This window comes from Piscirickettsia salmonis LF-89 = ATCC VR-1361, from assembly GCF_000297215.2.
GTDB lineage: Bacteria > Pseudomonadota > Gammaproteobacteria > Piscirickettsiales > Piscirickettsiaceae > Piscirickettsia > Piscirickettsia salmonis.
The window spans coordinates 1-26,830 of sequence record NZ_AMFF02000014.1 but is presented as its reverse complement, the minus strand read 5'-3'; the positions used below and the strand labels follow the sequence as shown (position 1 = coordinate 26,830).

Sequence of the window (26,830 nt, the reverse complement as noted above, 5' to 3'; positions counted from 1 at the left end):
TTCGCCTTAATTTCAGTGTAAGCCGAAATAAGGTCGCTTGCTTACTGGCAAGATCAGTAAGCGTGAGGGTATTTTGAATTTGTTATTTAGATCAGTCAGCTGCTTTTTAATCGGTGCTCAAATAAATATTAAAGGCGAAACTCATCACCCAGATAGTAACGCCTGACATTAGGGTCAGTTAGAATGTTCTCAGGTGTATCTGCGGCAATGATATGTCCGGCATTGACAATGTAAGCACGTTCGCAAATATCGAGGGTTTCACGAACATTATGATCAGTGATGAGCACACCGATATTACGTTCTTTTAGATGAAAAATGCTTTCTTTAATGTCAGTAATTGAGATCGGATCGACGCCAGCAAAGGGCTCATCCAATAAAATAAATTTTGGATTAGTTGCGAGTGCGCGGGCAATTTCAACGCGACGGCGTTCGCCACCAGAGAGACTGATGCCAATGTTGTCTTTGATGTGCTCAATATTTAGCTCATCAAGCAAGTGTGCGAGCTTTGCTTGGCGTTGTTGTTTAGAAAGAGTGGGCTGAAGCTCTAAAATCGCCAAAATATTTTGACTGACGGTCAGGTGCCTGAAAATAGAGGCTTCTTGAGGGAGATAGCTAATGCCTCGTTGTGAGCGCTTATGGATCGGCCAATCAGTAATTTCAGTGTGGTCGATATAAATTTCACCTTGATCACAGGCAACAAGGCCAACCATCATATAAAAAGATGTTGTTTTACCTGCCCCATTGGGGCCTAATAAGCCAACGATCTCTCCTTGATTGACATGCAAAGAAATATCTTCAGCGACCCAGCGACCTTTATAGCGTTTAGCGATCTGATGGGCTTTGAGTGTGGCGACTGTCATGGTTTTGCCTTGTGGTGAGCGAGTGTAGTCACTTGTTTGGGTTCAATAACCATGTGGCTGCGACCTTGTTTGGACTCCGGAGTTGTTAATACTTGTGTTTGGGTATTATAAAAAATTTGTGGTGCTGAAAATAGATCACCTGCTTGAGTTAGCTGCGCTTTACCGTCGAGGTGAATCATATGTTTTTGTGGGTAAACAGTAATGGTTCTTGCTTGTGCCGTCATCAGTTTATCTTTAGGCTGATAACGCAGTTGAGCGGGTTCACCTTCGGCAATGATTTTATTAATTTGGCCTTGGGGGTTGCGGTACAATGTGAGTTTTGCACCGGTCAGGTGGCGACTGCCTTGATCAGCAAGGACATTACCGCTGTAAATGGCAATACCTTGAATATTATTGGCCCAGAATTTATCGCTAGTGATTTTAATAGATTGCTGGTTATCTTGGTTTTTTTCTAATGTTTGTGCTGACTTTTTTGTGGTTGGAGTGATTGATTGCGCTGGTGTGATTAGTGGTATTAAACACAAAAGCGGTAGGGTTAGCAGGTGAAAAGAGCGTTTAATTAATTTCATAGTGGGATTGAACCTGTTGTAGAAGCTGGACAGTGCCTTTATTAAGGTTGGCACGTAGGCCGAGCCCTTGAATGTAATTGTCGGTGCCAGGCTCTGATACTGTAACTGTTTTGGTGGTTGTCGCAAGGTTTTTATCAATATCAAAGTCGAGCGTTGCGGTGGTGAGTAATAGTGCTTGGTTGGTCTTAGATTTGGGGCGATGCAGGCGAACGCCACCACTTAAATGGACTTTATTATTTTTTACCGTTGCACGCTGTGCTTGTACCGACCAATTACTGCCGGTTGGAGCAATCGCAGTTAAGTGGGGTGTGGTGATGATCGAGGTATTATTGTCAAAATGGCGTGCGGTGGGTGAGGTAATGATGTAACGCAGTATGCCTGTTGGGGTAAACGTGGTGATGGTAACCGCTGTTGCTTTGGCATCTTGAGTAACACCTGAGTACGCAGCTGTGCGCTTAGGCCGGCTGGTTTCTATAACTAACCAGCTTGATACGCCAGCAAAAACGAGCAGCAATAGGCTGGAGAAAAAGGTTTGCCTTAGCATGATAATTATAATAACCCCGCTTGGAGTAGATCATGCATATGAATTACCCCTCGGATGTGCTTAGCATGATCAGTAACAACCAGGGATGTTATTTTGCTTTCTTCCATTAGTTGTAAACAGTCTATTGCGAGCATATCAGGGGAAATTGTTTTTGGGTTTGTGCCCATGACGCTATCAATTGAGGTGGTATTAATGTTAATACTATGCTGCAAGGCACGCCTTAAATCACCATCCGTGAATATACCCAGTAATTGATAATCACTGTTTGCGACCGTCGTCATACCCAAACGCTTGTTTGATATTTCAAGCAGCGCAGCGCTTAAGCTAACCTGAGGCCCTACACTGGGAACCTGATCACCCGTATGCATAAGATCTGCAACCTTTAGCAACAAACGGCGACCTAAGCGACCTAACGGATGAGACAAAGCAAAGTCTTGCTCGGTAAAGCCACGGGCTTTTAATAATGTGATGGCTAAGGCATCTCCCATCACCAGTGTTGCAGTGGTACTTGAGGTGGGAGCAAGCCCTAATGGACAGGCTTCTTGTGCGACACTAATGTCTAGGTGGGCGATGGATTGATGAGCGAGTTCAGAGTTGGGATTGCCGGTCATCGTGATTAATGGCACATTTAAATGATGAAAATGTGGTGTTAATGTTAAAATTTCACTGCTATTGCCGGAATAAGAGATGGCTAAGACCACATCATTTGCTTGAATCATGCCGAGGTCACCATGACCGGCTTCACCTGGGTGAACAAAAAAAGCGGGAGTACCGGTGCTGGCCATGGTCGCTGCGATTTTATTACCGATATGGCCGGACTTACCCATGCCGGTGACGATAATTCTGCCTTGACAGTGTAGCAGCGTCTTGATTGCTTGAACAAAGTCACGACCAATACGGTCAATGAGAGGCTGGAGGCTTTGAATTTCAGTGTTTATAACCTCTTGACCTAATTCACAAAGCTCTTGATCTGAGTACTGTTGCATAATAATGACCTAGTTAACGTTTCCTGGTTTTAATCACTTTAATTAAAGCGAGGGTGAATTTTTTCGTCGTAGGTATTCTAATCTATTTTGTAACATCATAAAATGGGGACTTTAAAACAAAAAATAAAGGGCCGACAAGATGGCAGATGAGTGCCTGGTTGAAGTGGATGATATGCATTACTACGTGGGCCAGCGAGCAATATTTCGTGGTGCATCGCTTAAATTCTCTAAGGGAAAGGTCATTGCGGTGATGGGGCCAAGTGGTACGGGTAAAACCACATTATTACGCTTGATTGGTGGACAAATTCGTCCGGATCAAGGTCGTATTCGCTTGTTTGGTCGTGATCTTTCGGAGTTAAAGCGCAAAGAGCTGTATATGCTACGTCAAAATATTGGCATGCTGTTTCAGCAAGGGGGGTTGTTTACAGACCTTTCTGTGTATGAAAATGTGCTATTTCCATTAAGAGAGCATACGGACTTAACAGAGGAAATACTATATGAAATTGCGCTGATGAAACTTGAAGCTGTGGGGCTGCGAGGAGCGCGCGAGTTAATGCCTACAGAGCTATCAGGTGGCATGGCTCGTCGTGTGGCACTGGCACGAGCCATTGCCTTTGATCCAACCTTGGTGTTATATGATGAGCCATTTACTGGTTTGGACCCGGTTGCTAAAGGTGTTATTGTGAAGCTGATTCGAGAACTGAATGATGCATTGGGATTAACTAGCATTCTTGTCTCTCATGATGTTGATGATGTGCTGGCGATTGCTGATGAGATTTATATTATTGCTAACGGTCAGGTGGTCGGCTATGGCTCACCACAGGTATTGCAGCAAAGTGAATCACCTTTAGTACAGCAGTTTTTGCAAGGGGTTGCGGATGGGCCGATGCCTTTTCATTATCCAGCAGTGCCTTATGAACAAGATTTAATGGGAGGTTAGGCTTTGATTATACAACGCTTAGGCCGTTGGGGTATTGTCCGTTGTCAAAGTCTGGGCGCTGCAACACTCTTTTTGTTGCGTGTTATTTTCGGTTCAGTACGCCCAGGCCTTGTGATAAAACAGATTTATAATTCAGGCTTTTTATCACTATCGATTATTGTGGTCTCTGCAGCTTTTGTTGGTATGGTGCTGTCTTTGCAAGGTTATTATACCTTGTCACGTTTTGGTGCCAGTGAAGCGCTGGGTCAGTTGATTGCCTTAAGTATTGTTCGTGAGTTGGGACCTGTGGTGTCAGCCTTGCTCTTTGCTGGGCGCGCTGGTAGCTCGATTGCCTCTGAAATTGGGCTTATGAAAACGACTGAGCAATTATCGAGCTTAGAGATGACGGGTATTGATCCATTGCGCTATGTGATTGCTGCACGTTTTTGGGGCGGGCAGGTTTCTTTGCCTATCTTGGCCATTATTTTTAATGTCGTTGCTATTTATGGTGGCTATTGGGTTGGAGTGGATTGGTTGGGCGTCAATGGTTCATCGTTTTGGGGCAATATGCAAGCGTCTGTCTCTTGGCAAGGGGACATTCTAAATGGCGTGATTAAGAGTATGGCCTTTGGACTTGTGGTCACGTGGGTGGCGGTGTATCAAGGCTATATCGCACCACCGACCGCAGAAGGGGTTGCTCGGGCGACAACACGCACGGTGATTTATTCATCACTTGCGGTGTTGGGCGTGGATTTTATTTTAACAGCGATTATGTTTGGGGGCGGCTCATGAATAATAATAAATGGTTAGAAACATGGGTTGGGCTGTTTGTCCTTTTGGGTATTGCGGGTTTGTTTGTTTTAGTGTTGCAAATGAGTGGTATTCAATTTAGCAGTTTCGGCCAGAAAAATTATGATGTGAATGCGACATTTTCAACGGTTGGTGATTTAAAAAAAGGTGCGTCCGTTAGAATTGCTGGTGTTTTAGTTGGCAAAGTGGAGCGGGTTCAACTTGATGCGGTGACGTATCAGGCCAATGTGACATTTAAGATCAATGGTAACGTTAAAAATATTCCTGATGATAGTTCGGCAAGCATTCGCAGTGCCGGTATTTTAGGGGATAACTATGTCATGATTAGCCCAGGCTATAGTGAGACCTTTTTAACAAATGGTGGTAAGATTACCACGACTTATCCACCGGTTGGGTTAGATTCCTTAATTTCTAACTTTGTTGGCGGTAAGGTCAAAAAATAACAAGTCAAGTAAGGAGTGATCTATGCGATCAATCAAAGTAGCATGGGCCGTTGTATTTTGTACTTTGGCGACGTTCATATTTTCTGGGCAGGCGAGTTTTGCCGCAGATGCGAAGGCTGCAACGAACCCGCGAGCGGTGATTCAGGCCACAGTAATGGAATTGAACCAGCAGCTCGGTCAGTTGAAACAAGGCCAAGCGCTGGCCGGTGAATCACTCGAGCAAATAATTAACTCGAGTTTGTTACCTAAAGCTGATTTAGGTTTTATGTTAAAGCAGATCTTAGGGCCCGAGTGGCGAGGCATTACCCCGCAAAAACAACAAGAACTATTAGTTGCATTTAAAGCACGCTTAGTAACAACATACTCGGCGATTTTAAAGAACTATAATAATCAGCGTATTAAAGTATTTCCATTGCGTGGCGGTTTAGCTGCAAATACGAATAAGCGTGATGGCATGGATACTGTGAATATTAAAACGATGATCTTTGGTGGTGGACAGCCCTTGGATGTGACGTTCTCGATGGTAAAGACAACAAATGGTTGGAAGGTTTTTGATGTGATTGCCAGTGGTGTCAGTGTGGTTCAAAGCTTTAGCAGCCAGTTTAGACCATTTGTTAAACAAAATGGCGTGGACAGTTTGATCGAAGCGTTAAAGAAACCAGTGAGTCGTTCTTAACTTATGGTTATGCAGCAACAGTGCTTTGATCAGGCCGAGCATCAGGCTGAGCTTGCCAAGTCTGAGTCTACTATAGGCTTTGCATTGAAAGGCGAGGTTAGCTTTAAAACTGTGAATGGCCTTTGGCAGCAAAGCTTAGTGCTGTTTGCTGATATGAGTGGTGAGGCTGGTGATGATTTACAGGTTGATTTAGCGCAGGTGACACTGCTGGATTCAGCAGGTTTAGCTTTGCTGGTTGCGTGGAAAAAGTGGGCGCAAGCGCGTCAATGGGCTGTTTGTTATCGTGCAGCGCCAACGTCGGTAAAGACTTTGGCTGTGGTTAATCGTGTCAGTTTGATTTTAGCACTATAAAATTAAATTATTAATTAGTTTTGAGGTAAGTGAATGAAAACAGCGGAGCAAATCGAGCAGTTGGTGAGTGCTCGGCTTGATGATGTCAGAGTCTTTGTTGAAGGGGATGGTCGTCATTTCCAAGTTGTAGTCGTTGGTGATTGTTTTGTTGAACTTTCTCAAGTGAAGAGGCAACAACATGTTTATAGTGTGCTAATGGATGAAATTACCTCAGGCCAATTGCATGCTGTGAATATTAAAGCTTACACTCTAAAGGAATGGGGCGAAGAATCTGACGAATATTAAATACGCGTATAAATATAACAGTGATTTAAAAAATAAAGGGGGGGATGCCCCCTTTATTTATTGGGAGAGACATTATGAATCAGCTGGTGATTCAAGGGGGAAGTCCTTTAGTGGGTAGCGTTCGTATATCCGGCGCAAAGAATGCGGTACTTCCTATTTTAGCTGCATGCTTATTAAGTAAGGAACCTGTCACTGTGCGCAATATTCCGCATTTGCGTGATGTGACCATTATGGTTGAATTGCTTGGGCAAATGGGTGTGGGGATTACTATCGGTGCAAATATGCAGGTGATTGTTGATTCTGGAGATATTCAGCGTTTTACCGCACCGTATGAGCTAGTTAAAGCCATGCGAGCCTCGGTGCTGGTTCTTGGCCCATTATTATCGCGTTTTCATCAAGCACAAGTGGCTTTGCCTGGAGGCTGTGCGATCGGGGCGCGGCCGATTGATCTGCACATCGAAGGCTTACGAGCCATGGGTGCTGATATTGAATTGAATCAAGGTTATATTACTGCAAAAACCAATGGCCCATTAAAGGGTGCACATTTAAATTTATCGACCGTGACCGTAACAGGCACTGAAAACCTGATGATGGCTGCTGTGCTTGCTGAAGGGGTTACACGGATTGAAAATGCGGCGTGTGAACCTGAAGTTGAGGATTTAGCAAACTTTCTAAATAAAATGGGTGCTAAAATCTGCGGCGCTGGTACGAAGTGTATAGAAATTGAGGGTGTATCTGCTTTACATGGTGGAGATTATTCAGTACTGCCTGACCGTATCGAAGCCGGTACCTATTTGGTCGCTGCGGCAGTGACGGGCGGTTACGTGCGCCTTGAGAATGTCTGTGTGAAAAGCTTAGGGGCGATTTTAGCAAAACTGCAAGAGGCAGGTGCTGTGATTGAATCCGGCGATCACTGGGTAAGCCTGGATATGCGCCACTCGGTGCTAAAACCAGTCAATATTAAGACGGCGCCTTATCCTGGATTCCCAACCGATATGCAAGCACAGATGATGGTGCTTAACGCGGTTGCTCAAGGCGTATCGACGATTACAGAAACAATTTTTGAAAACCGTTTTATGCATGTGCCCGAGCTGCAGCGGATGGGTGCAGAGATTACAGTGAATGGCAATACGGCGGTGTGTCAGGGAGGAGGAGCGCTTTATGGTGTACCGGTTAGAGCAACAGATTTACGCGCTTCTGCAAGTCTAGTGCTTGCGGCGCTGGCAGCACAAGGTGAGACCTGCATTGATGAAGTGACTCACATTGATCGTGGTTATGAGCGTATTGAGGAAAAATTACTCAATGTAGGTGCGCGTGTTAGTCGTATGGTGGGGAGTGATTAAAAATGATTGGATTATTTGAGCTGGTTGATTATTTAAATGATTTATTAGAGGTTAAATTATTTAAAGACTATGCGCCCAACGGTTTGCAAGTGGAAGGGAAAAAACAGATAAAGCGCTTAATCACGGGTGTGACGGCAACACAAGCTTTAATTGATGCGGCGATTGATGAACACGCTGATGCGATCTTGGTTCATCATGGTTTTTTTTGGAAGTCAGAGTCACCTTGTGTGACGGGGATTAAATATCAGCGCTTAAAAAAATTATTAGAAAATGATATTAGTTTAATTGCTTATCATTTGCCGTTAGATGGCCATGAGAAATATGGCAATAATGTCATGTTGGCTGAGCGTTTGGGTTTAGAAATTACCGGCAGTCTGCCAGTGAGCATGAAACCTGCGATTGGCAATATTGGCCAGTTGAAAAAAGCTATGCAGATTGAAGCGTTTTCTGGTTTATTGCATCAGCATTTATTACGAGAGCCTATTGTTGTAAGAGCAGGGGATCATGCGATTAAAACAGTCGCTTGGTGCACTGGGGCGGCTGAAAGTTTTATTGAAGCGGCGGCAACACTGCAGGCTGATGCTTATGTAACCGGTGAGATTTCAGAACCTGTGGTCCATTTAGCGCGTGAATTAGGTGTTCACTTTTTTGCTGCAGGTCACCATGCGACTGAGCGTTATGGTGTGCAAGCCTTAGGACAGCACGTACAAAATCATTATGGTATTGAACATCTGTTTATTGATATAGATAGCCCTGCCTAGCAAGATTACTTTGGCACTGTTCTTGCTCTTGATCACTTAAGAGCTAGAAGAGGCTGGGGTGATGCGATATCGATTATTGACATTATTATTGTGTTTATTTTTACCTTGTTTGTTTTTTTCTACAGGGCGTGCGCTTACGCCGATACACTATCAGGCGCCGTTAGCCACAGTCAAGTGGACGTTTAGTGAAGAACTTGGTTTTTGTCGACTCACGCATGAGATTCCTCATTATGGTCAAGCCATGTTTGAAATGCGCACGGGGCGTTTGCAGTCGTTTGTGCTGGATACACACGTGGGTCCTTCACGTAAAGAGCCGGTTACACTAACAACGGGCTCGCCCGGTTGGCGTCTGCCTGAGGCTTTGATCTTGAATGACCATGCAAAGATGTCACAAGGCTATGCACCATTTCGTTTTGGTACGATGACTGTGCGTCGTATGCTCAATAGCTTAGCTCAAGGCTATGCGCCGACACTTGCCTATCAGTCTTGGTTAGGCAATCGCCAGCAAGTGCAGGTGAGTATTTCCCCCGCTAATTTTAGTCAACCTTATACACAGTACTTAGCGTGTAGTAAGAAGATTCTGCCTTTTACTTTTGTTGATATAGAGCATACGGTGATTTATTTTGGCGTTAATGATCGACGAATTTTAAAAGATCAGCGCTATAAACTAGAACGGATTCAAGAATATTTTAAAGTGATGAAGCCGAAAATTCGTCGTATTGTTATTAAAGGCTATGCGGATTATGCAGGTAATTATTTATACAATAAATATTTGTCTATAGATCGAGCAAAAGCGTTGCGTAAGTTTATTGTTGAGGATATGAAGTTTGATGCGAAGAAGCTTGTCGTGCGTGCGTATGGTGTGGGTCAAGCGGTGGCGAATAATTCAACACGCAGTGGTCGCGCCTTGAATCGACGAGCAACGATCGATATTTATTTAGAAGACCCTTAATTTTTGATGATCTTTTGCTTACAATAGGGGCTTGATGAAGGAGAGCGATTGTGAGCACAGCATTATCACCAAAATTAGAAGCATCGTGGAAAAAAGTATTGGCGAATGAATTTGAGCAGTCTTATATGTTTAAGCTGAAAAATTTTTTGCAAAATGAGAAGCAGCTTGGGAAAACCGTTTATCCGAAAGGTTCAGAGATCTTTGCTGCTTTTAACCTCACGCCGTTTGAGCAAGTCAAAGTAGTGATTTTAGGTCAAGATCCTTACCATGGGTCAGGTCAAGCCCATGGTTTATCATTTTCAGTGCTGCCTGATGTTAAAGTGCCGCCGTCTTTGAACAATATGTACAAAGAATTAAGTAGTGATGTGGCTTTTCGCCACCCAGGCCATGGCTATTTAGAAAATTGGGCAAAGCAAGGGGTATTACTATTAAACAGTGTGTTGACTGTTCGCCATAGTGAGGCTTATTCGCATCGCGGTCAGGGCTGGGAAGAGTTAACGGATGCGGCGATTTCTTGTTTAAGTCAGTTAAGAGAGGGTATTATTTTTTTGTGTTGGGGGAGTGCTGCAAGAGCAAAAGCCAAGCTCATTAATGCAAATAAACATTATGTTTTAACTGCGCCACACCCTTCTCCTTTATCCGCTCACCGCGGTTTTTTAGGTTGTAAGCACTTTTCAAAAACAAATCAGTTGTTGGCAATGCAAGGCAAAGAACCTATTTACTGGCAGCTTTAACTTTGTAAACTAAAAGTATTTGTTTTTATAGAAAGTGAGTGGTTAACGACTTCAGTTGATACTTCAAAAACACGATAGGCACTGCTTATGCCTTCAGGGAAGTTCTCGAGGCTTTATGAGGATAGTGAGTGAAAAAGTAGTCAAGGCTTGTGATAGAGTCGATTTTATAGATAACGGTACAGCGGTGCTCGTGATAGTGTGTATCAGAGGTGAGTTCATGCAACAGCTGGGCGGAGCAGAAGCCTGGCAGAGATAATAATTCTTTGATGTGGTTGTAAAGCCAATTGATATAACAATCATAGATTGCTGATTGAATAATCAGATTCATTTCATAAATAACCATAAGTTAATCCTTTAAGTGGCAAGTAGTGGCAAGCTATGAATGCTAAAAATCATTGTAAGAGATTATTTTATTAAAAGTAAAGGGCTAGTTTTTTGAATTTTGTTAAGGTAACAGGTAGTTTTAACGGGGTTTCCAGCTTAGTTTAGCAATGTATTTAGTGATAGCTTGAGTTTAATCGCTTAATTTTTTTGGCAAGTGGGTGTTTATGGTAAAGCCGTCTAAAATTAAAGTGACGAGAAATATAGTGAGCTTGAAATAGAGCTAGGCAGTTGATGAAAACAGTCATTAGCGCAATCATTTTTTTATCTGCAGTGTTGCTAGGTAGTACGGTATTTGCTAAACGCTATGGTCCGGTGCAAGAAAAAGAAACCTTGTGGAGTATTGCTAAAGCACATCGCCCTATCGGTATGTCGATTCCAAAAATGATGCAAGCGATTGTGCGTTTGAATCCTCAAGCATTTAATCATAATGATCCGGCAACCTTAAAAAAAGGGGCTATCCTGAAATTGCCGAGTATTGCTCAGGCTAAGCGTGTTAAGGCTCAGCCAAAGGTGCAATCTCCCGTTAAAGCTAAGCCGGAAGTAACTACTGTGATTGTTCCTAGCAAACCTCAAAAGGTGTTGATAGAGAAAAAAGTGAGTTATATTCCAACAGACAAACCTCGCCAAATTGATAATGAACTGAAAAAGCAGCTGGGCTATATCACTCAGCAAATGTCAGCACTCACGCATTCTGTTGAAGAGGTTCAAGAGGAAATGCTGAGTGTCGCTCGGGATGTTCAGCAAACTTCCAATGGTGTGTTGCAGTTAGAAGAGTATCAACAGCAGTTACAGCATGCTGAGCAAGAGCGTATAGCACGTCAAGAAGCAGCAGAGAGCATGCAATCAAAGCAAAATGAAATAGCAGAAATTCCTGTTGAGTTAGGGGTGCACAATGTAGTAACGCCTGCAGAGCCTTCCCTTGATCAGTCGCCGGCGGCGAGTGAGAGTCGTATTACGCATTATTTGCAAGGTACGATTTTTGATTGGTTGTTACTCGGTTTTACTTTAGTCGTTTTAATTCCATTAGTGATGTTAAAGCGCTATCTTCGAGATAGAAAACTTACTGAAAAGACAGCCCCTCTTTCTAAAGCTAAAAAAGCGTCTAACGTTAAAATTTCAAGTGAGCGTAAAGAGCCTGTTGTACAGTCTGTGCTTAAAAAAGAAACAGCAGCTGTAGCAATGTCAAGTATGGTCGACGATGTCAGTACAAAAAGAAAGAGCGCGACCCATCCTGCTTTGCAAGGGAAAGGCTTCGCTGATCCTATTTCTGTAGGGTATTTAGTGGCTATGTCCAAGCAGCAATACCCTGAGGCTGAGTCGTTGTTGAAAAAAGCAATCGCTGAGCGTCCAAGTGAACTTGAGTTGAAGCTTAAGCTTTTAGAAGTGTATGCGATAATGCAGCAGAAAACAGAGTTTGAACACCTAGCAAAAGCATGTGTTGATAACCCAGCCGGGCATGATCGAGACATTTTAACTACTCAGATTGATAATATTCGTCATTCTACTTGGGGAGTGAAGGCAGCGGTTGCTAATAATGCAACGATTAGTCTAGGGGATGCGGCACAGGAGCTAAAAACTGGAGGAACAGCTGGGGCTTCTGAATTAGTAGATACTGAATTAGTAGCCCCAGAAGGTGACAGCCAAGAAGCTGAAAGCCCAGAAGCTGAAAGCTCAGAAGGTGATAGCTCAGAAGGTGACAGCCCAGAAGGTGAAACCCCAGAAGCTGAAACCCTGAAACCCCAGAAGCTGAAACCCCAGAAGGTGAAACCCCAGAAGCTGAAACTCCAGAAGCTGAAACCCCAGAAGCTGAAACCCCAGAAGCTGAAACTTCGGAGATAGTAGAGGAAGTTGAAGAAGAGGGAGCTGTAAACGTAAATGTCTCAGTCCGTGGCGGTGGTGAACATCAAGATGTACAATCGGTTTCTTTGGAGGAAGGCGATGAGGCGACCTTGACCATGGGGGACAGTGAGACCGAAGTTGCGCTTGATGATATCCGCCTTGAGGAAAATAGTGAAGAAGAAAGCGTGGGGGCTGATGTTGATATTTTAGCAGGGGATAATGAAATCAGCGCACAATTAGATGCAGCGCGTGCTTATATATTGGCAGAAGATGTAGACAGCGCAAGAAAAGTATTGCGCGATGTATTAAAACAAGGGGATAGCACGCAGCAAGATGAGGCACGTCAGTTGTTAACCGAGCTTGATCAAACTGAAGAGGCCTCAACGTAAATAGCGATGAGCACGAATTGCTGGCAAAAAGGGTTCTGGATCAATTTTAACATCAGTGCGCTGCGCTCGTAATGGGTTTTTTGGTTGTTTGCTGCCGGCAGCTTTAATTTGTGGAAAGGTATCGCCGACTCGGTGTGGGTAAAACACCGGTAACGGGGCTTTTAGCATGATGCGATTTTTACTTTGGCCTTTGGCGAAAACAACATTGGCACGTAAATGTGGGGCAAGTTCTTGAATAATGGCCAGCGGAGTATCTGTATGCAGTTGTTTAGCTCTTTCTAGTTGTTGGAGGATTCCGGAGTCTTTGCCTTTTTTTTGTAATAAAATAATGCAATCTGCCACACTTAGGCGTTTTATTGCTCGTGTATGTGCCCATGTCCAGCTAATTTTTTGTGGGCGCTCATCGAGAATCGGAATTTTTCGATAACATTGTTTTAAATGCAGACGAGCAAGCCCCATTTTTTGTAAACTGGCCCGTGTATTCGCTGAACGTTCTTGTAAATGCCTTTCAAAGTGAGAGAGGAGTATGGGGTCATGAACGGCAACTTTAGCTGCTTTTAAAGCCAGCATTGCTTGTTTGAATTGCTCTTTTGTCTGATTTACATGCTTAGCACAGTCTAGGGTGTGAGATGAAGCACCAATGAGTCCTGTGTAAAGCAAGGTTTCTTTGGGTGGTTGATCAGAGAGGTATTCAAGCTGACTGATGGCTTGGTAACTGGTTTGACGTGGTGTAGCTGAGTGATCTTCAACCCAGGATGGTAGATGTTGGTCATTATCAATTGAGACTTTTAAAGTGGAGAGTGCGTGGGTTAGGGCTTCATAGCTATTAATAACGTCGATTCTAAGTTCAGCTTCTAAGGTCATAATTTATCTATATTTAATTTATTGGTTGCTGGGCTATGGCGATTATATTTTATTATTGATCATCGTAAAAAAGAGGTCAATGATCATTGGCTGGTGTATCGGAGTAAAACTCTGCGTATAATGGAGCGGCATATAATACATTTTGGCAATTTTATAGAGGTAGGATAATGACGGACGCAACCACCGATAAAGGTCAATCTCAGGAGTGGCAACAGTTCTCGACGATGACAGAAGAGATGCTTATGCAAAGTCAAAAGGCATTTGCTCAACTTATAGAATGTCAGCCATCTGGTAATGTAGGGATGGGCAGTGTCAAGCAAGTTCAGCAAATTGTTCAAGATACGATGTTAGCATGGATGAATAATCCAATCGGTTTTGTTGAGTCACAAGTGCAGTTATGGAATAACTATATGACTTTGTGGCAGCGCACCGTATTTGGCTTTATGGAAGGCAAGCCTGTATTGCCAATGATTACACCGAATAAAGGCGATCGCCGTTTTAAACATGAAGATTGGGAAAATATGCCGTTGTTTGACTTTATTAAACAAGCATATTTGTTAACCGCAGAGCATATTACTGAAACGATTAATAACCTTGAGCATTTAGATGACAAGCGTTCACAGCAAGCCGCGTTTTATACTCGACAATTTGTGGCTGCTTTGTCTCCGAGTAATTTTGCGGCAACTAATCCTGAAGTGTTGCGCATGATTGTAGAAAGTAAGGGTGAGAATTTAATTAAAGGTATGCAAAATCTCATCGATGACTTTAAGCGTGGTAAGGGTGTTTTAAATATCCGCATGACAGACTTAGAAGCCTTTGCAGTGGGTAAAAATATTGCGATGACTGCAGGGCAGGTGGTGTATGAAAATGAGACGATGCAGTTGATTCAGTACACACCAACAACGAAAAACGTCTATGAGAAGCCAGTGCTCATTATTCCACCATGGATTAATAAATACTATATTTTGGATTTACAGGAAAAAAATTCATTTGTGAAATATTTGTTGGATCAGGGATTGACCGTCTTTTTAGTCTCTTGGGTGAATCCTGATGGCAGTCAACAGACGGAAGGTTTTGCTGATTATATGCAAGAAGGTATTTTTTCTGCATTGTGTGCTATAGAACAAGCGATTGACATTAAAGAGGTTAACGCCATTGGTTATTGCATCGGTGGGACGTTATTGGCGGCAAGTTTGGCATATATGGCGAAGAAAAATGATGACCGCATTGCGAGTGCGACATTTTTTACAACGTTATTAGATTTTACTGAGCCGGGTGAGATCGGTGTATTCATTGATGAGGAACAGGTCACTGAACTTGAGCAATTAATGAATGAAAAGGGCTATCTGAGTGGACGCAATATGGCATTAACTTTTAATATGCTGCGTGAGAATGACCTGATTTGGTCGTATTTTGTTAATAATTATTTGTGTGGTAAAGAGCCTTTTCCCTTTGACTTACTGTATTGGAATTCAGATTCGACGAACTTACCTGAAAAACTACATAGCTATTATTTGCGTAATATGTACTTAAACAATACGTTGATTGTTCCTGGTGGTTTAGAATTTAATGATGTGCCGATAGACTTAGCTGCTGTGAGTGTCCCAAGTTATTTCTTATCAGCAGAGCAAGACCATATTGCACCATGGAAGTCGACTTATGCTGGCGCTCAGCTCTTGGGAGGTGAAGTGAAATTTGTCTTGGGAGGCTCCGGGCATATTGCTGGTGTTGTTAACCCACCGCTGAAAAATAAATATGGTTATTGGAGCAATGATGAATTGCCAGATTCATCAGAGGCCTGGTTAGAAACAGCAGCGCAAAATGAAGGGTCCTGGTGGCCGCATTGGGTCAATTGGGTCGCGAAATATTCAGGTAAGAAAGTGCCTGCGCGTGACCCAAGTTCAGGAGGTTTAACAGCGATTGAGCCTGCCCCTGGACGCTATGTGAAGGTTCAAGTCGATGATATGTTTGAATCTTATGTTACTGATGTAGCTTAATTTCACTTAAGTTAACTTAAATTTAGTTTAAATTAAGTTGCTTATATTTTTTAAGTTATTTTAGGTTAAATAAAGTATAAATTTAAAGGATAAAAAAAGCCTCAATATGAGGCTTTTTTATATTTTTAAATAGTAAGTTTAAGTCTGATCTGATTTGGTCTGGTTATAATTGCTGTTTAGCTTCTTCGGGAGAGAGCTTCTGCTGCTTAATATAGTCAAATACTTTAACGACTTTACGTACACCATCTGTGGTTCGTGCAACTTGCGTGGCGGCTGCGGCCTCAAAGGGGGTGATGATGCCAAGTAAATAGACAATGCCATTTTGAGTGACGACTTTAACTCGGGTTGGGTCGACTTTACCGACCATGCGCGTTTTAACTTTTGTTGTAATCCAGCTATCTTGAATTGCCTGGCTCGTGTTTTGTGGGGCACCGAGGGTGAGTTGGTTATAAACCACGCGCGGTTTGACAGCAAGGGCGATGCGGGTGATTTGGTCTTTATAGGTTTGATTGGCGATTTGTCCGGTGATAAGTAATGCGCCATTATAGGCGGTAAAATTAATGTAGTTATAAGCGCGGCCTTGCTCGAGTTGAGGCATTTTTTTAATCATTTGCTGCCTGGCATCATAGGCAAGATTGACATCATTCCAGATGCCCGATGGCGAGTTGCGGTTATGAGCAACATAAGCGCCAGAGGCTGCAGCTGATACAGCAATCACTGCAGGGATACAGCCTTGTAAAGCCATGCTGCTGAGGATCAGGCTGCTGGCTAGTAGAGTAAGTTTAGTGCTTTTTTTTTGCAACATATTTAAATATTCTCTGATGTTGTGTTTAAATTTCATTTATTTTTGATAGTTAGGTCTGAGGTATTAGTTAGTGGCTATAGATTATAATGGCTTTGTTCTGAACTTAAAACTTAGAATAACTTAAGCGTTAATTTTGCTGTATGGCGGTTTTTTTATCAAGGCAGATTTAAAGTAAATTAAGCTGCAGAAAATACAGGATTACTTTGACAAGATTTAAGATTATCGTTATGATTGCGTGCTTATGTTGAGTCAAGATTTACTACCGCAACAGGTTGATATTGTCAAAAGTTGTCAGAGTCACGTTCGGCTTTCAGGTAAGGTCCCATTGGAGAAATTACCGCGTTTGAGCGAGTTACTGGCAGGTGAAAAAGATGATATTCAAGCTGAAATTAGATGTTCTGTTGATGAGCAGGGTTTGCTGTATTTTCAGGGTAGCATTCAGGCTGAATTGGAGCTTAGCTGTCAGCGTTGTTTAGACTTGTATGATGAGCAGGTCAAAGATGTGTTTTGCTTTAGTCCTGTTTATGGCGAGCAAGAAGCCAAGCGCTTACCTGGGTGTTATGAACCTGTCGTGATTGAACAGAGCGGTGTGATTTCTTTATATGAACTCATTGAAGATGAATTGATGATTAATATACCTTTTGTGCCTAAGCATACGATTGAGGACTGCCAGGCAAATGGGTATACTAGGGCATTTGGTGATGATCAGGTTGAGGACGCGGTTGAAAAACCAAACCCGTTTGCACAGCTTGAGTCACTTAAAGTGAAATAGTGATTAGGAGTTAAAAAATGGCTGTACAACAAAACCGTAAAACACGTTCTAAGCGTGATATGCGTCGTTCTCATGATGCACTAACTGCACCGACACTAACGATTGATGCAACAACAGGTGAGACGCATCGTCGTCACCATGTGAGCCCAAATGGCTTTTATCGTGGCCGCAAAGTCATTGATGTTGAATAATTTATAGACTGTATTATTTATAGTTAGCTATCTATAACAATAACAAAAGAGTAATTTCTTGATTACTATTGCTTTAGATGCGATGGGCGGTGACTTTGGCTGTGAGGTTGTCGTTCCTGCAGCTTTTGAAGCGCTTTCACGCTGTGATGATATTCAGATCATTCTGGTTGGAGAGCGCCAAGCTATAGAAGTCGAGCTTGCTCGCGCAGGCTCGCCTTCTGCTTCTAACCGTTTATCCGTTCACCATGCCTCAGAAGTTGTTGGAATGGATGAGTCGCCTGCGCTTGCTTTGCGCGGCAAAAAAGACTCATCGATGCGCGTGTCAATTAATTTGGTTAAAGCAGGCCGCGCCCATGCTTGTGTGAGTGCAGGCAATACGGGGGCGCTGATGGCAACCGCTCGCTTTGTCCTCAAGATGATTCCAGGGCTCGATCGCCCAGCCATAGTCTATGCGTTACCAACGATGAATTTCTCCGATCCGCAAAGCATTTTAAATGAGCGTGTTTATATGCTTGATTTAGGTGCGAATGTTGATTGTACGGCAGATCATTTACATGAGTTTGCGGTTATGGGATCTGTCTTAGTGTCTGCTGTGCGCGGGATTAAGCAGCCTCGAATTGCCTTGCTAAACAATGGTTCAGAAGAGATTAAAGGCAATGAGCAAGTTAAAGCTGCAGCGCAAATTCTGTCTAATAATAATATGCTTAATTATATTGGTTATGTTGAAGGTGATGGTATTTATAAAGCCCAAGCGGATGTCATTGTCTGTGATGGTTTTGTCGGCAATGTCGCATTGAAAGTGACTGAAGGCGTTGCTAAATTAATTAGTATTTTAATTAAAGACAGCTTTTCTTCATCGATGTTTCGTAAACTATGTGCAGTGACGGCGATGCCGGCCTTAAATGATTTAAAACATCAGCTGGATATGAGTCGCTATAACGGTGCCAGTTTTCTTGGTTTAAAAGGAACTGTCGTGAAAAGTCATGGCAGCGCGTCGATTTCAGCGTTTGCCACGGCGATAGAAGAGGCACGTTTAGAAGCCATTGAAAATGTGCCTGATCGCATTCAGCAGCAGGTGCAAACCTTACTTGAAAAACAGGAAGGGTAGAACGTCATGAGTTATGCACGTATTTTAGGAACAGGAAGCAATTTACCCACGCAGGTGGTCACTAACCAAACTTTGGCCGAGCGTATTGAAACCTCGGATGAGTGGATTCGCGAACGCACGGGCATTTATCAGCGTCATATTATTTCGGGCGATGAGTCAACGGCATCAATGGCAACAGCCGCAGCAGAATGCGCTTTAAGTATGGCAAATGTTGCGGTGAATGAGGTTGATTTAATTATTGTCGCGACGACAACTGCGGACCGTGTTTTCCCAAGTGTCGCATGTGATGTACAGCAGCGTTTGGGTCTAAAAGGTTGTGCAGCCTTTGATGTGCAAGCGGTTTGTTCTGGTTTTATCTATGCGCTGGCAACTGCAGATCAATTTATTCGTTCGGGTATGGCAACAAAGGCACTGGTGATCGGCAGTGAAGCGATGTCACGTATTTTAGATTGGAATGATCGGGCTACGTGTGTGTTATTCGGCGATGGTGCAGGGGCGGTTGTTTTAGGCAAAGATGAGCACACGGGTATTTTATCGTCACATTTACATGCGGATGGTCATCAAAAAGAATTATTATGGACACCCGCTGAGCAATTTAGTGAACAGCCTTCTTATATTACTATGGAAGGCCGTAAAGTATTTAAGGAAGCAACGGCAGCTTTAGGACGTTTGGTTACTGAGACGTTAACTGCTAATCAGTTGAAAGCAGAAGATTTAGACTGGCTCATCCCCCATCAAGCTAATTTGCGTATTATTCAGGCAACGGCTAAAAAGCTGGCGATGTCGATGGATCAAGTGGTGGTAACCGTAGATCAGCATGCCAATACCTCTGCGGCATCGATTCCTTTGGCCTTGGATATTGCGGTGCGCGATGGTCGAGTACAGCGTGAGCAACTAGTATTGCTTGAGGCATTTGGTGGTGGATTTACCTGGGGTTCAGTGTTAGTCCGTTTTTAAAGATGCTTTTTAATTTAGATTAAGGCAGAGCAGACTGTGAGGCAGCTATAATTATGAGTCAGTTATCAGCATTTATTTTTCCAGGTCAAGGTTCTCAGCATGTGGGTATGCTCAGTGAGATTAACGATGAGACGGGACTTATCCATGAAACCTTTGCTGAGGCCTCACGTGTCTTAGGCTATGATCTGTGGGAACTTACTCAAGAAACGCCTGCGGAGCGCTTAAATCAAACTGAATATACGCAACCGGCTTTATTGACAGCCAGCATCGCTTTATGGCGACTATGGCAACAATCTGCTGGGGCACAGCCTAGTTTCCTTGCCGGGCATAGTTTAGGAGAATATTCTGCATTGGTTGCAGCCGAATCTATAGATTTTAAAGATGCAGTCAAGTTAGTGGCTGCTCGTGGGCGCTTTATGCAAGAAGCAGTGCCGGTCGGTGCCGGTGCGATGGCAGCCTTAATAGGTTTGGATGATGATAAGGTCGTTGAAATTTGCCAGATAGCCGCAGAAAAAAGTGGTATTGTTGAGGCGGCTAATTTTAATTCTACGGGCCAAGTGGTGATTGCAGGTGAAGTGGCTGCTGTTGATTATACTATAGAGCTAGCGAAAAAAGCCGGTGCGCGTAAAGCGCTGAAGCTTGCGATGAGTGTGCCTTCACACTGTCATTTAATGAAGTCAGCAGCAGAAAAATTAGCCGTTGAATTGAAAGATATTGCAGTCATGAGCCCAAAGATTCCAGTAATTCATAATGTTGATGTTGCAAGTTATTCAGCCCCTGAGCAAATTCGTGATGTTTTGGTACGTCAGCTCTACAATCCAGTACGCTGGGTAGAAACAGTGAAAAAGCTTGAAGAAAATCAAGTGCGGCATTGTTTTGAGTGTGGGCCAGGAAAAGTGTTGGCAGGCTTAGGAAAGCGGATTGCAAAACAAGTTCAGTGCGTGCCACTGTCTGGAGAAAATGGGATTGCCATGGCTATTGAGGCTATGGGTTCATAATAACTTAGCGATTAGAGTGCGATACAGATGAGTGAGAAATTAGCATTAATCACAGGAGCAAGCCGTGGTATCGGTCGTGCTGTGTTAAATGAGTTAGGCCGTCAAGGTTTAACTGTGGTTGGGACTGCAACGACAGAGGCCGGTGCTGAAAATATTACTGGTTTTATCAATGAGCAAGGCTATAAGGGCTGTGGGCTTGCTTTAAATGTGACTGAGCCTGAGCAAATTATAGCAGCAGTTGACAAAATCACTAAAGAGTTTGGCCCGGTTCAAGTATTAGTGAATAATGCGGGAATTACCCGTGATAATTTAATGTTGCGCATGAAAGATGAAGACTGGAATGCGGTGATAGAGACGAATTTATCGGCTGTTTTTCGAGTGACTAAAGCCTGTTTGAAAGGAATGATGAAAGTGCGCTGGGGACGGATTATTAATATTGGTTCTGTGGTGGGTAACATGGGTAATCCTGGGCAAGCAAATTATTGTGCTGCAAAGGCTGGCCTTGTGGGCGTGACGAAGTCGATGGCGCATGAGTTTGCTAGTCGTAATATTACGGTGAATGTCATTGCCCCAGGTTTTATTCAAACGGATATGACCGATGCGTTAGCTGAAGAGCAGCGAGTGGCCTTATTAGAACATATTCCAGCAAAGCGTTTGGGTCAGCCTGAAGATATTGCCCATATGGCAGCTTTTTTAAGTTCAGAGGCAGCGTCTTATTTGACTGGACAGACTTTGCATATAAATGGTGGTATGTTGATGCCCTAATGGTTTTGATTTTCTGTGATTGTGGTACTATAGGCGAAAATTTGTAACGGACCTGTTTTAGGTTTTAATTAAACACTGAGGTGAAATAATGAGCACGATTGAAGAACGCGTTAAAAAAATTGTTGTCGAGCAACTGGGTGTTAAAGAAGAAGATGTGAAGCCAGAAGCATCTTTCGTAGATGATTTAGGGGCTGACTCTTTGGATACCGTTGAGTTGGTGATGGCTCTAGAAGAAGAATTTGAAACTGAAATTCCTGATGAAGATGCTGAGAAAATCGCAACCGTTCAAGATGCAATGAACTATGTGAAACAACGCGAGAGCGCAGCTTAATATCCGAATTTAACTAACTTATCTATCTTATTTAGACATCGTTTGTTTGAGCTGATTGAGATTGGGAGAAAACATTGAGTAAACGGCGTGTTGTTGTTACAGGTTTAGGTATGGTGTCACCGCTGGGCTTAACAGTGCAAGAAAGCTGGGATGGCATTTTGGCGGGGAAAAGCGGTGTAAGAGCGATTACATCCTTTGGTACTGATGACCTTTCGACTAAGATTGCTGCAACAGTCGAAGGCTTTGATTCTTCTGCATATATTTCTCCAAAAGATGCGAAAAAGATGGATTTATTCATCCAATACGGCATGGTTGCCTCCGATGAGGCCATTGCGGATGCAGGCCTTGAAGTAACTGAAGAAAATGCGTCACGTATTGGCGTTGCTGTAGGTTCTGGTATCGGTGGTTTAGGCACGATCGAGACCGCTTATGATACTTTGCAGCACAAAGGAGCGCGCCGTGTGTCTCCTTTCTTTATTCCAGGCTCTATCATTAATATGATCTCGGGCAACCTGTCGATTAAGCATGGCTTTAAAGGGCCAAATATTGCCATTGTAACAGCGTGTACGACCGGAACGCATAATTTGGGTTATGCCGCACGGACGATTGCCTATGGTGATGCTGATGTGATGATTGCTGGTGGTGCTGAGAAGGCGGTGACGAGCTTAGGCATTAGTGGCTTTGCCGCTGCGCGTGCTTTATCAAAGCGCAATGATGACCCCGCGGCAGCGAGCCGACCATGGGATAAAGATCGTGATGGCTTTATCTTGGGTGATGGTGCCGCTGTGGTTGTACTTGAAGAGTATGAACATGCGAAAAAGCGTGGGGCAACGATTTATGCAGAGCTTGCTGGTTTTGGTGTGAGTGCCGATGCCTATCATATGACCTTGCCTGACGGGGTTGGTGGTGAGACGGCGATGCGTAATGCGCTGGCTGATGCGCAGATGAACCCTGAGCAAATTCAATATGTCAATGCGCATGGTACATCGACACCTGCCGGTGACCAGGTTGAAAGTGCAGCGATTGAGCGCTTGTTTGGTGCAGATATTAAAGTGAGTTCGACTAAATCAATGACCGGTCATCTGATTGCTGCAGCAGGCTCTGCAGAAGCGATATTTTCGATTCTTGCTATTCGTGACCAAGTGGCACCACCGACCATTAATTTAGATAATGTCGATGAGGGCTGTAATTTGGATTATATTCCTCATACGGCTCGTGAGATGAAAATCGAGGGTGTGGTCTCTAATTCGTTTGGCTTTGGTGGCACGAATGGGACGTTACTTTTTAATAAAGTCTAAAAAATTAAATTTAAATTATAGGTGATTCGCTGTGCTTACAGCGCTGATCAATGGACAGATTAATAACCACGCCAAGGTATCGATTCTTGAGCGTGGTTTTTGCTATGGTGATGGTTTATTTGAGACTATTTTAGTTAAAAATAACCAGGCGATTTTATTGAATTACCACTTAGAACGCCTGTGTGAAGGTGCGCAGCGTTTAGGCTTTAGTGAGACTGAGCTTGAGGTTAGAGTATTTGAGCATGAAATTCAGCAGTTATTAGCTTGTTCTCCTGATGATTGCATCATCAAAATTATGCTCACACGCGGTATTGGGGGGCGTGGCTATAATCCGGTAGGTGTGTTGCAAGCGACGCGAGTAGTCGCAAGTTTTCCGTTCGTGAGCTATCCAAAATATTATTATAGTCCTGGCGTGAAGGTACGTATTTGTACGACCCGTCTTGCTCGCCAACCGCAACTTGCTGGGATCAAACATTTAAATCGTTTAGAGCAAGTACTTGCACGCGCAGAGTGGCAAGATAGCGAGATTGCTGAAGGTATTGTCTTAGATACGGACAGTTGGGTTATTGAAGGGACGTTTACTAACTTATTTATTATTGACCATATGGGAAATATTAAAACTCCTCGGTTGTCATATGCTGGAGTAAAAGGGGTGATGCGCCGTTTTATTCTAGAAACAGCGCATATATTTGGGCTTAAGGTGATTGAATGTGATCTTTCTTTAAGTGATTTAGAACAGGCTCGTTCAGCTTTTTTGACCAACAGTATTATTGGCTTGTGGCCGATCGCTTCTTGTAATGATTGGCACTATTTAGGCGCAGCGTGTCAAACCACGCTAAAATTAAAGCAAGTAATAACAACGTTGATTAATCCTAAGTGAAAGCAAAATTTATTCTTATTAGCTTAATCAGTCTGATTGGCGCCGGTTCATTTTTTACGGGTGCTTATTTGAGTGTACGCACTGTGCAATTTCAACCGCTATCGGTACAAAAGAAAGAGCGCATTCGCATTCGTCCTGGTGAGTCACTGAATGCCATTGCCTATGCGCTGCATCAGAAAAAAATATTAAATTATCCTAAATTATGGGTTTTTTGGGCGTGGTTGCATGGTCAATCTAGGCTGATTCAAGCAGGGGATTACGCGATTATTGCTGGTATGAGCGCTGAAGACTTGCTCACTAAAATGGTGAGCGGAGAAGTATTACAGTATGATTTTACCATTATTCCAGGGTGGACCTTTCAGCAATTATTAACGGCTTTACATAAAGACCCTAATTTAGAGCATGAACTACAGGGTTTATCAGCTGCGCAAGTGATGGAAAAATTAGGCTTAGCTGGGCAGGATGCTCAAGGGCAGTTTTTCCCTGAAACCTATCGCTTTTTAGGGCAAACCCGCGATATCGATATTTTAAAACGAGCCCATCAATTACTTGTGAAAAATTTGGCGAAAGCTTGGCGTTATCGTGCGGTAGCCTTACCACTTAAGAACCCACAAGAGGCGTTAATTTTGGCGTCATTGGTGGAGCGTGAAAGTAAGTTTAATCGTGAACGGCCGTTAATTGCCAGTGTGTTTTATAATCGCCTGGAAAAAAATATGCGCTTGCAGACTGATCCATCGGTTATTTTCGCCATGGGTGATAAATATCAAGGGAAAATTACGCGCCGAGATTTACGTATTGACTCACCTTATAATACTTATCGCTATAAAGGGTTGCCTCCGGGGCCGATTGCCATGGTCAGTGAGGCGTCATTGCATGCAACCTTGCATCCTTTACATACGTCTTATTTATATTTTGTTGCCAGAGGAGATGGCAGCCATGTATTTTCTAAAACACTTAAAGAGCACAATCAAGCGGTTAAGCGTTATATTCTTGATGCACACACACGGCCTTTTACCTGGCGCGACTTATTACTTGCTAAAAGTGCTTAAATTTGCTTTTTAATGGACTTCAGCGCACAATAATCAACGTTTTCATAGATGCATTTGTATTATTAAATTATTACATAGATAAGTAGATAAATAGATAAGATAAAAGGTTGAGTGGGATTAATGGCGAGTCAGTTTTTAGTTGTCGAAGGCTTAGAAGGCGCAGGAAAGTCAACAGCGTTAACTGTAATACAGGATTATTTAATTAAAAAAAATCTGCCAGTAATGACGACGCGTGAGCCAGGGGGAACCCGGCTTGCTGAAGAGATTCGTCATTTATTATTAAAACATGATGACAGTGAAGCGATTACTCCTGCAGCCGAATTATTGCTAATGTATGCGGCGCGAGCGCAGCATATTGAATTAAAAATTAAGCCTGCTCTGGCGCGAGGTCAATGGGTACTTTGTGATCGTTTTGCCTTATCAAGTTTTGCTTATCAAGGTGGTGGCCGCAATTTACCGATGAAGCTATTACATGGTGTGCATGATGCAGTGGTGCAAGGCTTTAAGCCGCATTTAACCTTTTATTTAGATATTGATCCTGTCGTGGGTTTAGAACGTGCACGACAGCGTGGGGCGCTAGATCGCATTGAGCAGGAAAAAATCGATTTTTTTATGCGCGCGCGTAAGGTTTACTTAGAATATGCGCACAATGACCCCCATATTATTTTAGTTGATGGGGAACAAAGTATGGATGATGTGGCGAGCGTCATCCGTCAACAGTTAGAGCTGATTTTTTTATAAAGCGTTTTATCAGCGTTAGTTGCTCAAAGAGGATGCAAAGGATAGCTCTTCATTATTTGAATCTTGTAAGTGATTTTGAAATATAAGACTGGTGTGCTCTGTTTGCTCTGCACTAAGGGAGACGTTTAAATTTGCAGCTGATTTTTGATTAATGCTTAAAGTTAAATCAAAGGCATTCTCAGCATGCTGGGCGAGCAGTTGTAAATTTTCTGCTGTTGCTAAGCCTTCGTTTAGGTAATTCATTGCTAAGGCTAATTGTAGCGCGTGGCTCGGATGCTGTGCGAGTAGTTGGATATTTTCTGCTGTTGCTAGGTTTTCTTTCAACTCATTGATTGCCGCAGTCAAGTGAGCTGCACTTGCGAGATTTTGTGCTAATAATTGTAAAGTTGTTGATGTTGCTAAATTTTCTTTTAAGTTGTTGATCGCGAGGACAAGTTGCAGGGCATGTCTAGAATGTTGTGTGAGCAGCTGTAAGTTTTCAGGTATTGCTAAATTTTCTCTTAACTCACTCATCGCTGAGGCTAATTCATAAGCGTCTTCAATGTTTTGTGCGAGTAACTGTATATTTTCTGCTATTGCGAGGTTTGTTCTTAATCGATTTATAGCGATCGTTAAATTAAGGGCGTTGTTAGCGTGTTGTGCTATAAATTGTATATTTTCTGATGTTATTAGGTCTGATCTTAGGCGGTGGATAGCTGAGGCTAAATGTGAGGTTTTAAAGGGCAATAGAACTTTGTTCGGTAGTTTTTCTTCAAACTCAGCTTTAGGCAGCACTTTTACTTCAAACTCTGAGGCATGGTGGCGATTTTTATTAAATATTAAATACTCTTCAAACGTTAAAGAGATGTATAATTGGCTTCTTGTTAATGGGCATTTATCCAGGTTAGAAAAAGAGTTTTTTTCGATGGCATGAATTGCATATTTACTATTATCTTTTACAGCGTAAATTTGTATCTTGGTTTCATCTAAATATTCAAGAGTTACTGGGCATTTAAATTTCATATCTTGATCTTTCTAAACTTTTTAAATGGTGACTATCTTATATGTTAAATGTATATATTTTATTGTAATAAATATTATTTAATTTTAGTATTCTAGGCTCCGTTGACATTTCACCTTAACCATAAGATAGTGCTTGCAATTTTCAAAAAGGATAAATATCTGCAAGCCCTTTTTTCAAAACGTGAAAAAACTCTTCTAAATTGTTTTAACTTGCCAATGCAGCACTC

At 42.8% G+C, this 26,830-nt stretch carries 32 protein-coding genes and 1 pseudogene; 24 read left to right on the top strand and 9 right to left on the bottom strand.

Features of this window, described 5'->3' with window-relative positions:
* Positions 1-128: 128 nt before the first annotated feature.
* From lptB to C200_RS01330, 4 genes are read right to left on the bottom strand one after another with little or no spacing between them, the layout of a single operon-like run.
* A complete protein-coding gene (lptB, locus tag C200_RS01345) occupies positions 129-860 on the bottom strand; it encodes an LPS export ABC transporter ATP-binding protein (RefSeq protein WP_016209538.1) in 732 nt (243 codons plus the stop codon).
* Positions 857-1,429: a lipopolysaccharide transport periplasmic protein LptA gene (lptA, locus tag C200_RS01340; RefSeq protein ID WP_129556465.1), complete on the bottom strand. Its 573-nt coding sequence runs from the start codon at positions 1,427-1,429 to the stop codon at positions 857-859. Before lptA ends, lptB begins: the two co-directional genes overlap by 4 nt.
* Entirely contained in the window at positions 1,416-1,973 is a 558-nt protein-coding gene (gene lptC / locus C200_RS01335; protein ID WP_016209499.1) for an LPS export ABC transporter periplasmic protein LptC, read from the bottom strand. Before lptC ends, lptA begins: the two co-directional genes overlap by 14 nt.
* A gap of 5 nt (positions 1,974-1,978) precedes the next feature.
* A complete protein-coding gene (locus C200_RS01330; RefSeq protein ID WP_016209498.1) occupies positions 1,979-2,959 on the bottom strand; it encodes a KpsF/GutQ family sugar-phosphate isomerase in 981 nt (326 codons plus the stop codon).
* Positions 2,960-3,098: 139 nt separating this feature from the next.
* Here C200_RS01330 and C200_RS01325 point away from each other — a divergent pair, with 139 nt between their 5' ends.
* The 10 genes from C200_RS01325 (at position 3,099) to ung (ending at position 10,233) form a co-directional block, all read left to right on the top strand.
* Positions 3,099-3,899: an ABC transporter ATP-binding protein gene (locus C200_RS01325; protein ID WP_016209539.1), complete on the top strand. Its 801-nt coding sequence runs from the start codon at positions 3,099-3,101 to the stop codon at positions 3,897-3,899.
* A gap of 3 nt (positions 3,900-3,902) precedes the next feature.
* Positions 3,903-4,670, top strand: a complete 768-nt coding sequence (gene mlaE / locus C200_RS01320; protein ID WP_033923645.1) for a lipid asymmetry maintenance ABC transporter permease subunit MlaE — start codon at positions 3,903-3,905, stop codon at positions 4,668-4,670.
* On the top strand, positions 4,667-5,131 hold the full coding sequence (gene mlaD / locus C200_RS01315; protein WP_016209535.1) for an outer membrane lipid asymmetry maintenance protein MlaD: 465 nt from the start codon (positions 4,667-4,669) through the stop codon (positions 5,129-5,131). Before mlaE ends, mlaD begins: the two co-directional genes overlap by 4 nt.
* 22 nt (positions 5,132-5,153) lie before the next feature.
* Entirely contained in the window at positions 5,154-5,807 is a 654-nt protein-coding gene (locus C200_RS01310) for an MlaC/ttg2D family ABC transporter substrate-binding protein (protein ID WP_016209507.1), read from the top strand.
* A 3-nt stretch (positions 5,808-5,810) separates the two neighbouring features.
* Entirely contained in the window at positions 5,811-6,158 is a 348-nt protein-coding gene (locus C200_RS01305; RefSeq protein ID WP_016209517.1) for an STAS domain-containing protein, read from the top strand.
* Positions 6,159-6,191: 33 nt separating this feature from the next.
* Complete coding sequence (locus tag C200_RS01300) at positions 6,192-6,443, top strand: BolA family protein (RefSeq protein WP_016209505.1); 252 nt, start codon at positions 6,192-6,194, stop codon at positions 6,441-6,443.
* Between the two features lie 74 nt (positions 6,444-6,517).
* Positions 6,518-7,786, top strand: coding sequence for a UDP-N-acetylglucosamine 1-carboxyvinyltransferase (gene murA / locus C200_RS01295; protein WP_016209518.1), 1,269 nt, complete (start codon positions 6,518-6,520; stop codon positions 7,784-7,786).
* 2 nt (positions 7,787-7,788) lie between these two features.
* Entirely contained in the window at positions 7,789-8,547 is a 759-nt protein-coding gene (locus tag C200_RS01290; RefSeq protein ID WP_016209527.1) for a Nif3-like dinuclear metal center hexameric protein, read from the top strand.
* Positions 8,548-8,608: 61 nt separating this feature from the next.
* Positions 8,609-9,499: a flagellar protein MotY gene (locus tag C200_RS01285; RefSeq protein ID WP_016209508.1), complete on the top strand. Its 891-nt coding sequence runs from the start codon at positions 8,609-8,611 to the stop codon at positions 9,497-9,499.
* Between the two features lie 50 nt (positions 9,500-9,549).
* Positions 9,550-10,233 carry a uracil-DNA glycosylase gene (gene ung / locus C200_RS01280; RefSeq protein WP_016209511.1) on the top strand — a complete coding sequence of 228 codons (684 nt, stop codon included), beginning with the start codon at positions 9,550-9,552 and terminating at the stop codon, positions 10,231-10,233.
* A gap of 85 nt (positions 10,234-10,318) precedes the next feature.
* On the opposite strand, the gene C200_RS16640 is transcribed toward ung, so the two are convergent.
* The gene (locus C200_RS16640; protein ID WP_075273445.1) at positions 10,319-10,576 is read right to left on the bottom strand and encodes a DUF4286 family protein; all 258 of its coding nucleotides are present in this window, start codon (positions 10,574-10,576) and stop codon (positions 10,319-10,321) included.
* 272 nt (positions 10,577-10,848) lie between these two features.
* On the opposite strand from C200_RS16640, the gene C200_RS14395 reads away from it, so the two are divergent.
* Together C200_RS14395 and C200_RS01270 are read left to right on the top strand one after the other, a co-directional pair.
* Positions 10,849-12,456 carry a FimV/HubP family polar landmark protein gene (locus tag C200_RS14395; RefSeq protein WP_052133266.1) on the top strand — a complete coding sequence of 536 codons (1,608 nt, stop codon included), beginning with the start codon at positions 10,849-10,851 and terminating at the stop codon, positions 12,454-12,456.
* Between the two features lie 116 nt (positions 12,457-12,572).
* The gene (locus C200_RS01270) at positions 12,573-12,845 is read left to right on the top strand and encodes a FimV/HubP family polar landmark protein (protein ID WP_033923644.1); all 273 of its coding nucleotides are present in this window, start codon (positions 12,573-12,575) and stop codon (positions 12,843-12,845) included.
* Here C200_RS01270 and C200_RS01265 read toward each other — a convergent pair.
* Positions 12,837-13,709 (bottom strand): DNA replication terminus site-binding family protein, encoded by an 873-nt coding sequence (locus tag C200_RS01265; RefSeq protein ID WP_016210408.1) that lies wholly within the window; start codon positions 13,707-13,709, stop codon positions 12,837-12,839. The genes C200_RS01270 and C200_RS01265 overlap by 9 nt on opposite strands.
* 167 nt (positions 13,710-13,876) lie before the next feature.
* On the opposite strand from C200_RS01265, the gene phaC reads away from it, so the two are divergent.
* Positions 13,877-15,706 carry a class I poly(R)-hydroxyalkanoic acid synthase gene (gene phaC, locus C200_RS01260; protein ID WP_016210409.1) on the top strand — a complete coding sequence of 610 codons (1,830 nt, stop codon included), beginning with the start codon at positions 13,877-13,879 and terminating at the stop codon, positions 15,704-15,706.
* Between the two features lie 163 nt (positions 15,707-15,869).
* Here the strand turns inward: phaC and C200_RS01255 are convergent, their stop codons facing one another.
* Positions 15,870-16,511 carry a BON domain-containing protein gene (locus C200_RS01255; RefSeq protein WP_016210411.1) on the bottom strand — a complete coding sequence of 214 codons (642 nt, stop codon included), beginning with the start codon at positions 16,509-16,511 and terminating at the stop codon, positions 15,870-15,872.
* A 241-nt stretch (positions 16,512-16,752) separates the two neighbouring features.
* On the opposite strand from C200_RS01255, the gene C200_RS01250 reads away from it, so the two are divergent.
* The 11 genes from C200_RS01250 (at position 16,753) to tmk (ending at position 25,601) form a co-directional block, all read left to right on the top strand.
* Positions 16,753-17,283, top strand: a complete 531-nt coding sequence (locus C200_RS01250; RefSeq protein WP_075273448.1) for a YceD family protein — start codon at positions 16,753-16,755, stop codon at positions 17,281-17,283.
* Between the two features lie 17 nt (positions 17,284-17,300).
* Positions 17,301-17,474 carry a 50S ribosomal protein L32 gene (rpmF, locus tag C200_RS01245; RefSeq protein WP_016210404.1) on the top strand — a complete coding sequence of 58 codons (174 nt, stop codon included), beginning with the start codon at positions 17,301-17,303 and terminating at the stop codon, positions 17,472-17,474.
* Positions 17,475-17,532: 58 nt separating this feature from the next.
* Entirely contained in the window at positions 17,533-18,582 is a 1,050-nt protein-coding gene (gene plsX, locus C200_RS01240; RefSeq protein ID WP_016210402.1) for a phosphate acyltransferase PlsX, read from the top strand.
* Between the two features lie 6 nt (positions 18,583-18,588).
* Entirely contained in the window at positions 18,589-19,539 is a 951-nt protein-coding gene (locus C200_RS01235) for a beta-ketoacyl-ACP synthase III (RefSeq protein ID WP_016210405.1), read from the top strand.
* 53 nt (positions 19,540-19,592) lie between these two features.
* Complete coding sequence (gene fabD, locus C200_RS01230) at positions 19,593-20,537, top strand: ACP S-malonyltransferase (RefSeq protein WP_016210406.1); 945 nt, start codon at positions 19,593-19,595, stop codon at positions 20,535-20,537.
* A gap of 21 nt (positions 20,538-20,558) precedes the next feature.
* Positions 20,559-21,302 (top strand): 3-oxoacyl-ACP reductase FabG, encoded by a 744-nt coding sequence (gene fabG, locus C200_RS01225; RefSeq protein ID WP_201765995.1) that lies wholly within the window; start codon positions 20,559-20,561, stop codon positions 21,300-21,302.
* Positions 21,303-21,390: 88 nt separating this feature from the next.
* The gene (gene acpP / locus C200_RS01220; RefSeq protein ID WP_016210413.1) at positions 21,391-21,633 is read left to right on the top strand and encodes an acyl carrier protein; all 243 of its coding nucleotides are present in this window, start codon (positions 21,391-21,393) and stop codon (positions 21,631-21,633) included.
* A gap of 74 nt (positions 21,634-21,707) precedes the next feature.
* Entirely contained in the window at positions 21,708-22,931 is a 1,224-nt protein-coding gene (gene fabF / locus C200_RS01215; protein WP_016210403.1) for a beta-ketoacyl-ACP synthase II, read from the top strand.
* A 31-nt stretch (positions 22,932-22,962) separates the two neighbouring features.
* The gene (gene pabC, locus C200_RS01210) at positions 22,963-23,811 is read left to right on the top strand and encodes an aminodeoxychorismate lyase (protein WP_016210400.1); all 849 of its coding nucleotides are present in this window, start codon (positions 22,963-22,965) and stop codon (positions 23,809-23,811) included.
* Positions 23,808-24,860: an endolytic transglycosylase MltG gene (gene mltG, locus C200_RS01205; RefSeq protein WP_016210401.1), complete on the top strand. Its 1,053-nt coding sequence runs from the start codon at positions 23,808-23,810 to the stop codon at positions 24,858-24,860. Before pabC ends, mltG begins: the two co-directional genes overlap by 4 nt.
* Before the next feature lie 120 nt (positions 24,861-24,980).
* A complete protein-coding gene (tmk, locus tag C200_RS01200; protein ID WP_032126181.1) occupies positions 24,981-25,601 on the top strand; it encodes a dTMP kinase in 621 nt (206 codons plus the stop codon).
* A gap of 15 nt (positions 25,602-25,616) precedes the next feature.
* Here tmk and C200_RS01195 read toward each other — a convergent pair whose 3' ends face one another.
* Both C200_RS01195 and C200_RS16315 read right to left on the bottom strand, forming a co-directional pair.
* Complete coding sequence (locus C200_RS01195; protein WP_016210407.1) at positions 25,617-26,603, bottom strand: hypothetical protein; 987 nt, start codon at positions 26,601-26,603, stop codon at positions 25,617-25,619.
* 110 nt (positions 26,604-26,713) lie between these two features.
* Positions 26,714-26,830: pseudogene (locus C200_RS16315) on the bottom strand (IS5/IS1182 family transposase); the annotation flags it as partial.

Bases quoted from the DNA above. Each gene is read 5' to 3' on its own strand.
- C200_RS01305 (WP_016209517.1), top strand. From the start codon at position 5,811: ATGGTTATGCAGCAACAGTGCTTTGATCAGGCCGAGCATCAGGCTGAG.
- C200_RS01255 (WP_016210411.1), bottom strand. From the start codon at position 16,511: ATGTTGCAAAAAAAAAGCACTAAACTTACTCTACTAGCCAGCAGCCTG.
- C200_RS01265 (WP_016210408.1), bottom strand. From the start codon at position 13,709: ATGACCTTAGAAGCTGAACTTAGAATCGACGTTATTAATAGCTATGAA.
- C200_RS16640 (WP_075273445.1), bottom strand. From the start codon at position 10,576: ATGGTTATTTATGAAATGAATCTGATTATTCAATCAGCAATCTATGAT.
- C200_RS14395 (WP_052133266.1), top strand. From the start codon at position 10,849: ATGAAAACAGTCATTAGCGCAATCATTTTTTTATCTGCAGTGTTGCTA.
- murA (WP_016209518.1), top strand. From the start codon at position 6,518: ATGAATCAGCTGGTGATTCAAGGGGGAAGTCCTTTAGTGGGTAGCGTT.
- fabD (WP_016210406.1), top strand. From the start codon at position 19,593: ATGAGTCAGTTATCAGCATTTATTTTTCCAGGTCAAGGTTCTCAGCAT.
- C200_RS01285 (WP_016209508.1), top strand. From the start codon at position 8,609: ATGCGATATCGATTATTGACATTATTATTGTGTTTATTTTTACCTTGT.
- lptA (WP_129556465.1), bottom strand. From the start codon at position 1,429: ATGAAATTAATTAAACGCTCTTTTCACCTGCTAACCCTACCGCTTTTG.
- rpmF (WP_016210404.1), top strand. From the start codon at position 17,301: ATGGCTGTACAACAAAACCGTAAAACACGTTCTAAGCGTGATATGCGT.
- C200_RS01330 (WP_016209498.1), bottom strand. From the start codon at position 2,959: ATGCAACAGTACTCAGATCAAGAGCTTTGTGAATTAGGTCAAGAGGTT.
- C200_RS01195 (WP_016210407.1), bottom strand. From the start codon at position 26,603: ATGAAATTTAAATGCCCAGTAACTCTTGAATATTTAGATGAAACCAAG.
- lptC (WP_016209499.1), bottom strand. From the start codon at position 1,973: ATGCTAAGGCAAACCTTTTTCTCCAGCCTATTGCTGCTCGTTTTTGCT.
- C200_RS01325 (WP_016209539.1), top strand. From the start codon at position 3,099: ATGGCAGATGAGTGCCTGGTTGAAGTGGATGATATGCATTACTACGTG.
- C200_RS01270 (WP_033923644.1), top strand. From the start codon at position 12,573: ATGGGGGACAGTGAGACCGAAGTTGCGCTTGATGATATCCGCCTTGAG.
- phaC (WP_016210409.1), top strand. From the start codon at position 13,877: ATGACGGACGCAACCACCGATAAAGGTCAATCTCAGGAGTGGCAACAG.
- lptB (WP_016209538.1), bottom strand. From the start codon at position 860: ATGACAGTCGCCACACTCAAAGCCCATCAGATCGCTAAACGCTATAAA.
- mlaD (WP_016209535.1), top strand. From the start codon at position 4,667: ATGAATAATAATAAATGGTTAGAAACATGGGTTGGGCTGTTTGTCCTT.
- acpP (WP_016210413.1), top strand. From the start codon at position 21,391: ATGAGCACGATTGAAGAACGCGTTAAAAAAATTGTTGTCGAGCAACTG.
- tmk (WP_032126181.1), top strand. From the start codon at position 24,981: ATGGCGAGTCAGTTTTTAGTTGTCGAAGGCTTAGAAGGCGCAGGAAAG.
- C200_RS01235 (WP_016210405.1), top strand. From the start codon at position 18,589: ATGAGTTATGCACGTATTTTAGGAACAGGAAGCAATTTACCCACGCAG.
- C200_RS01290 (WP_016209527.1), top strand. From the start codon at position 7,789: ATGATTGGATTATTTGAGCTGGTTGATTATTTAAATGATTTATTAGAG.
- C200_RS01250 (WP_075273448.1), top strand. From the start codon at position 16,753: ATGTTGAGTCAAGATTTACTACCGCAACAGGTTGATATTGTCAAAAGT.
- C200_RS01300 (WP_016209505.1), top strand. From the start codon at position 6,192: ATGAAAACAGCGGAGCAAATCGAGCAGTTGGTGAGTGCTCGGCTTGAT.
- C200_RS01310 (WP_016209507.1), top strand. From the start codon at position 5,154: ATGCGATCAATCAAAGTAGCATGGGCCGTTGTATTTTGTACTTTGGCG.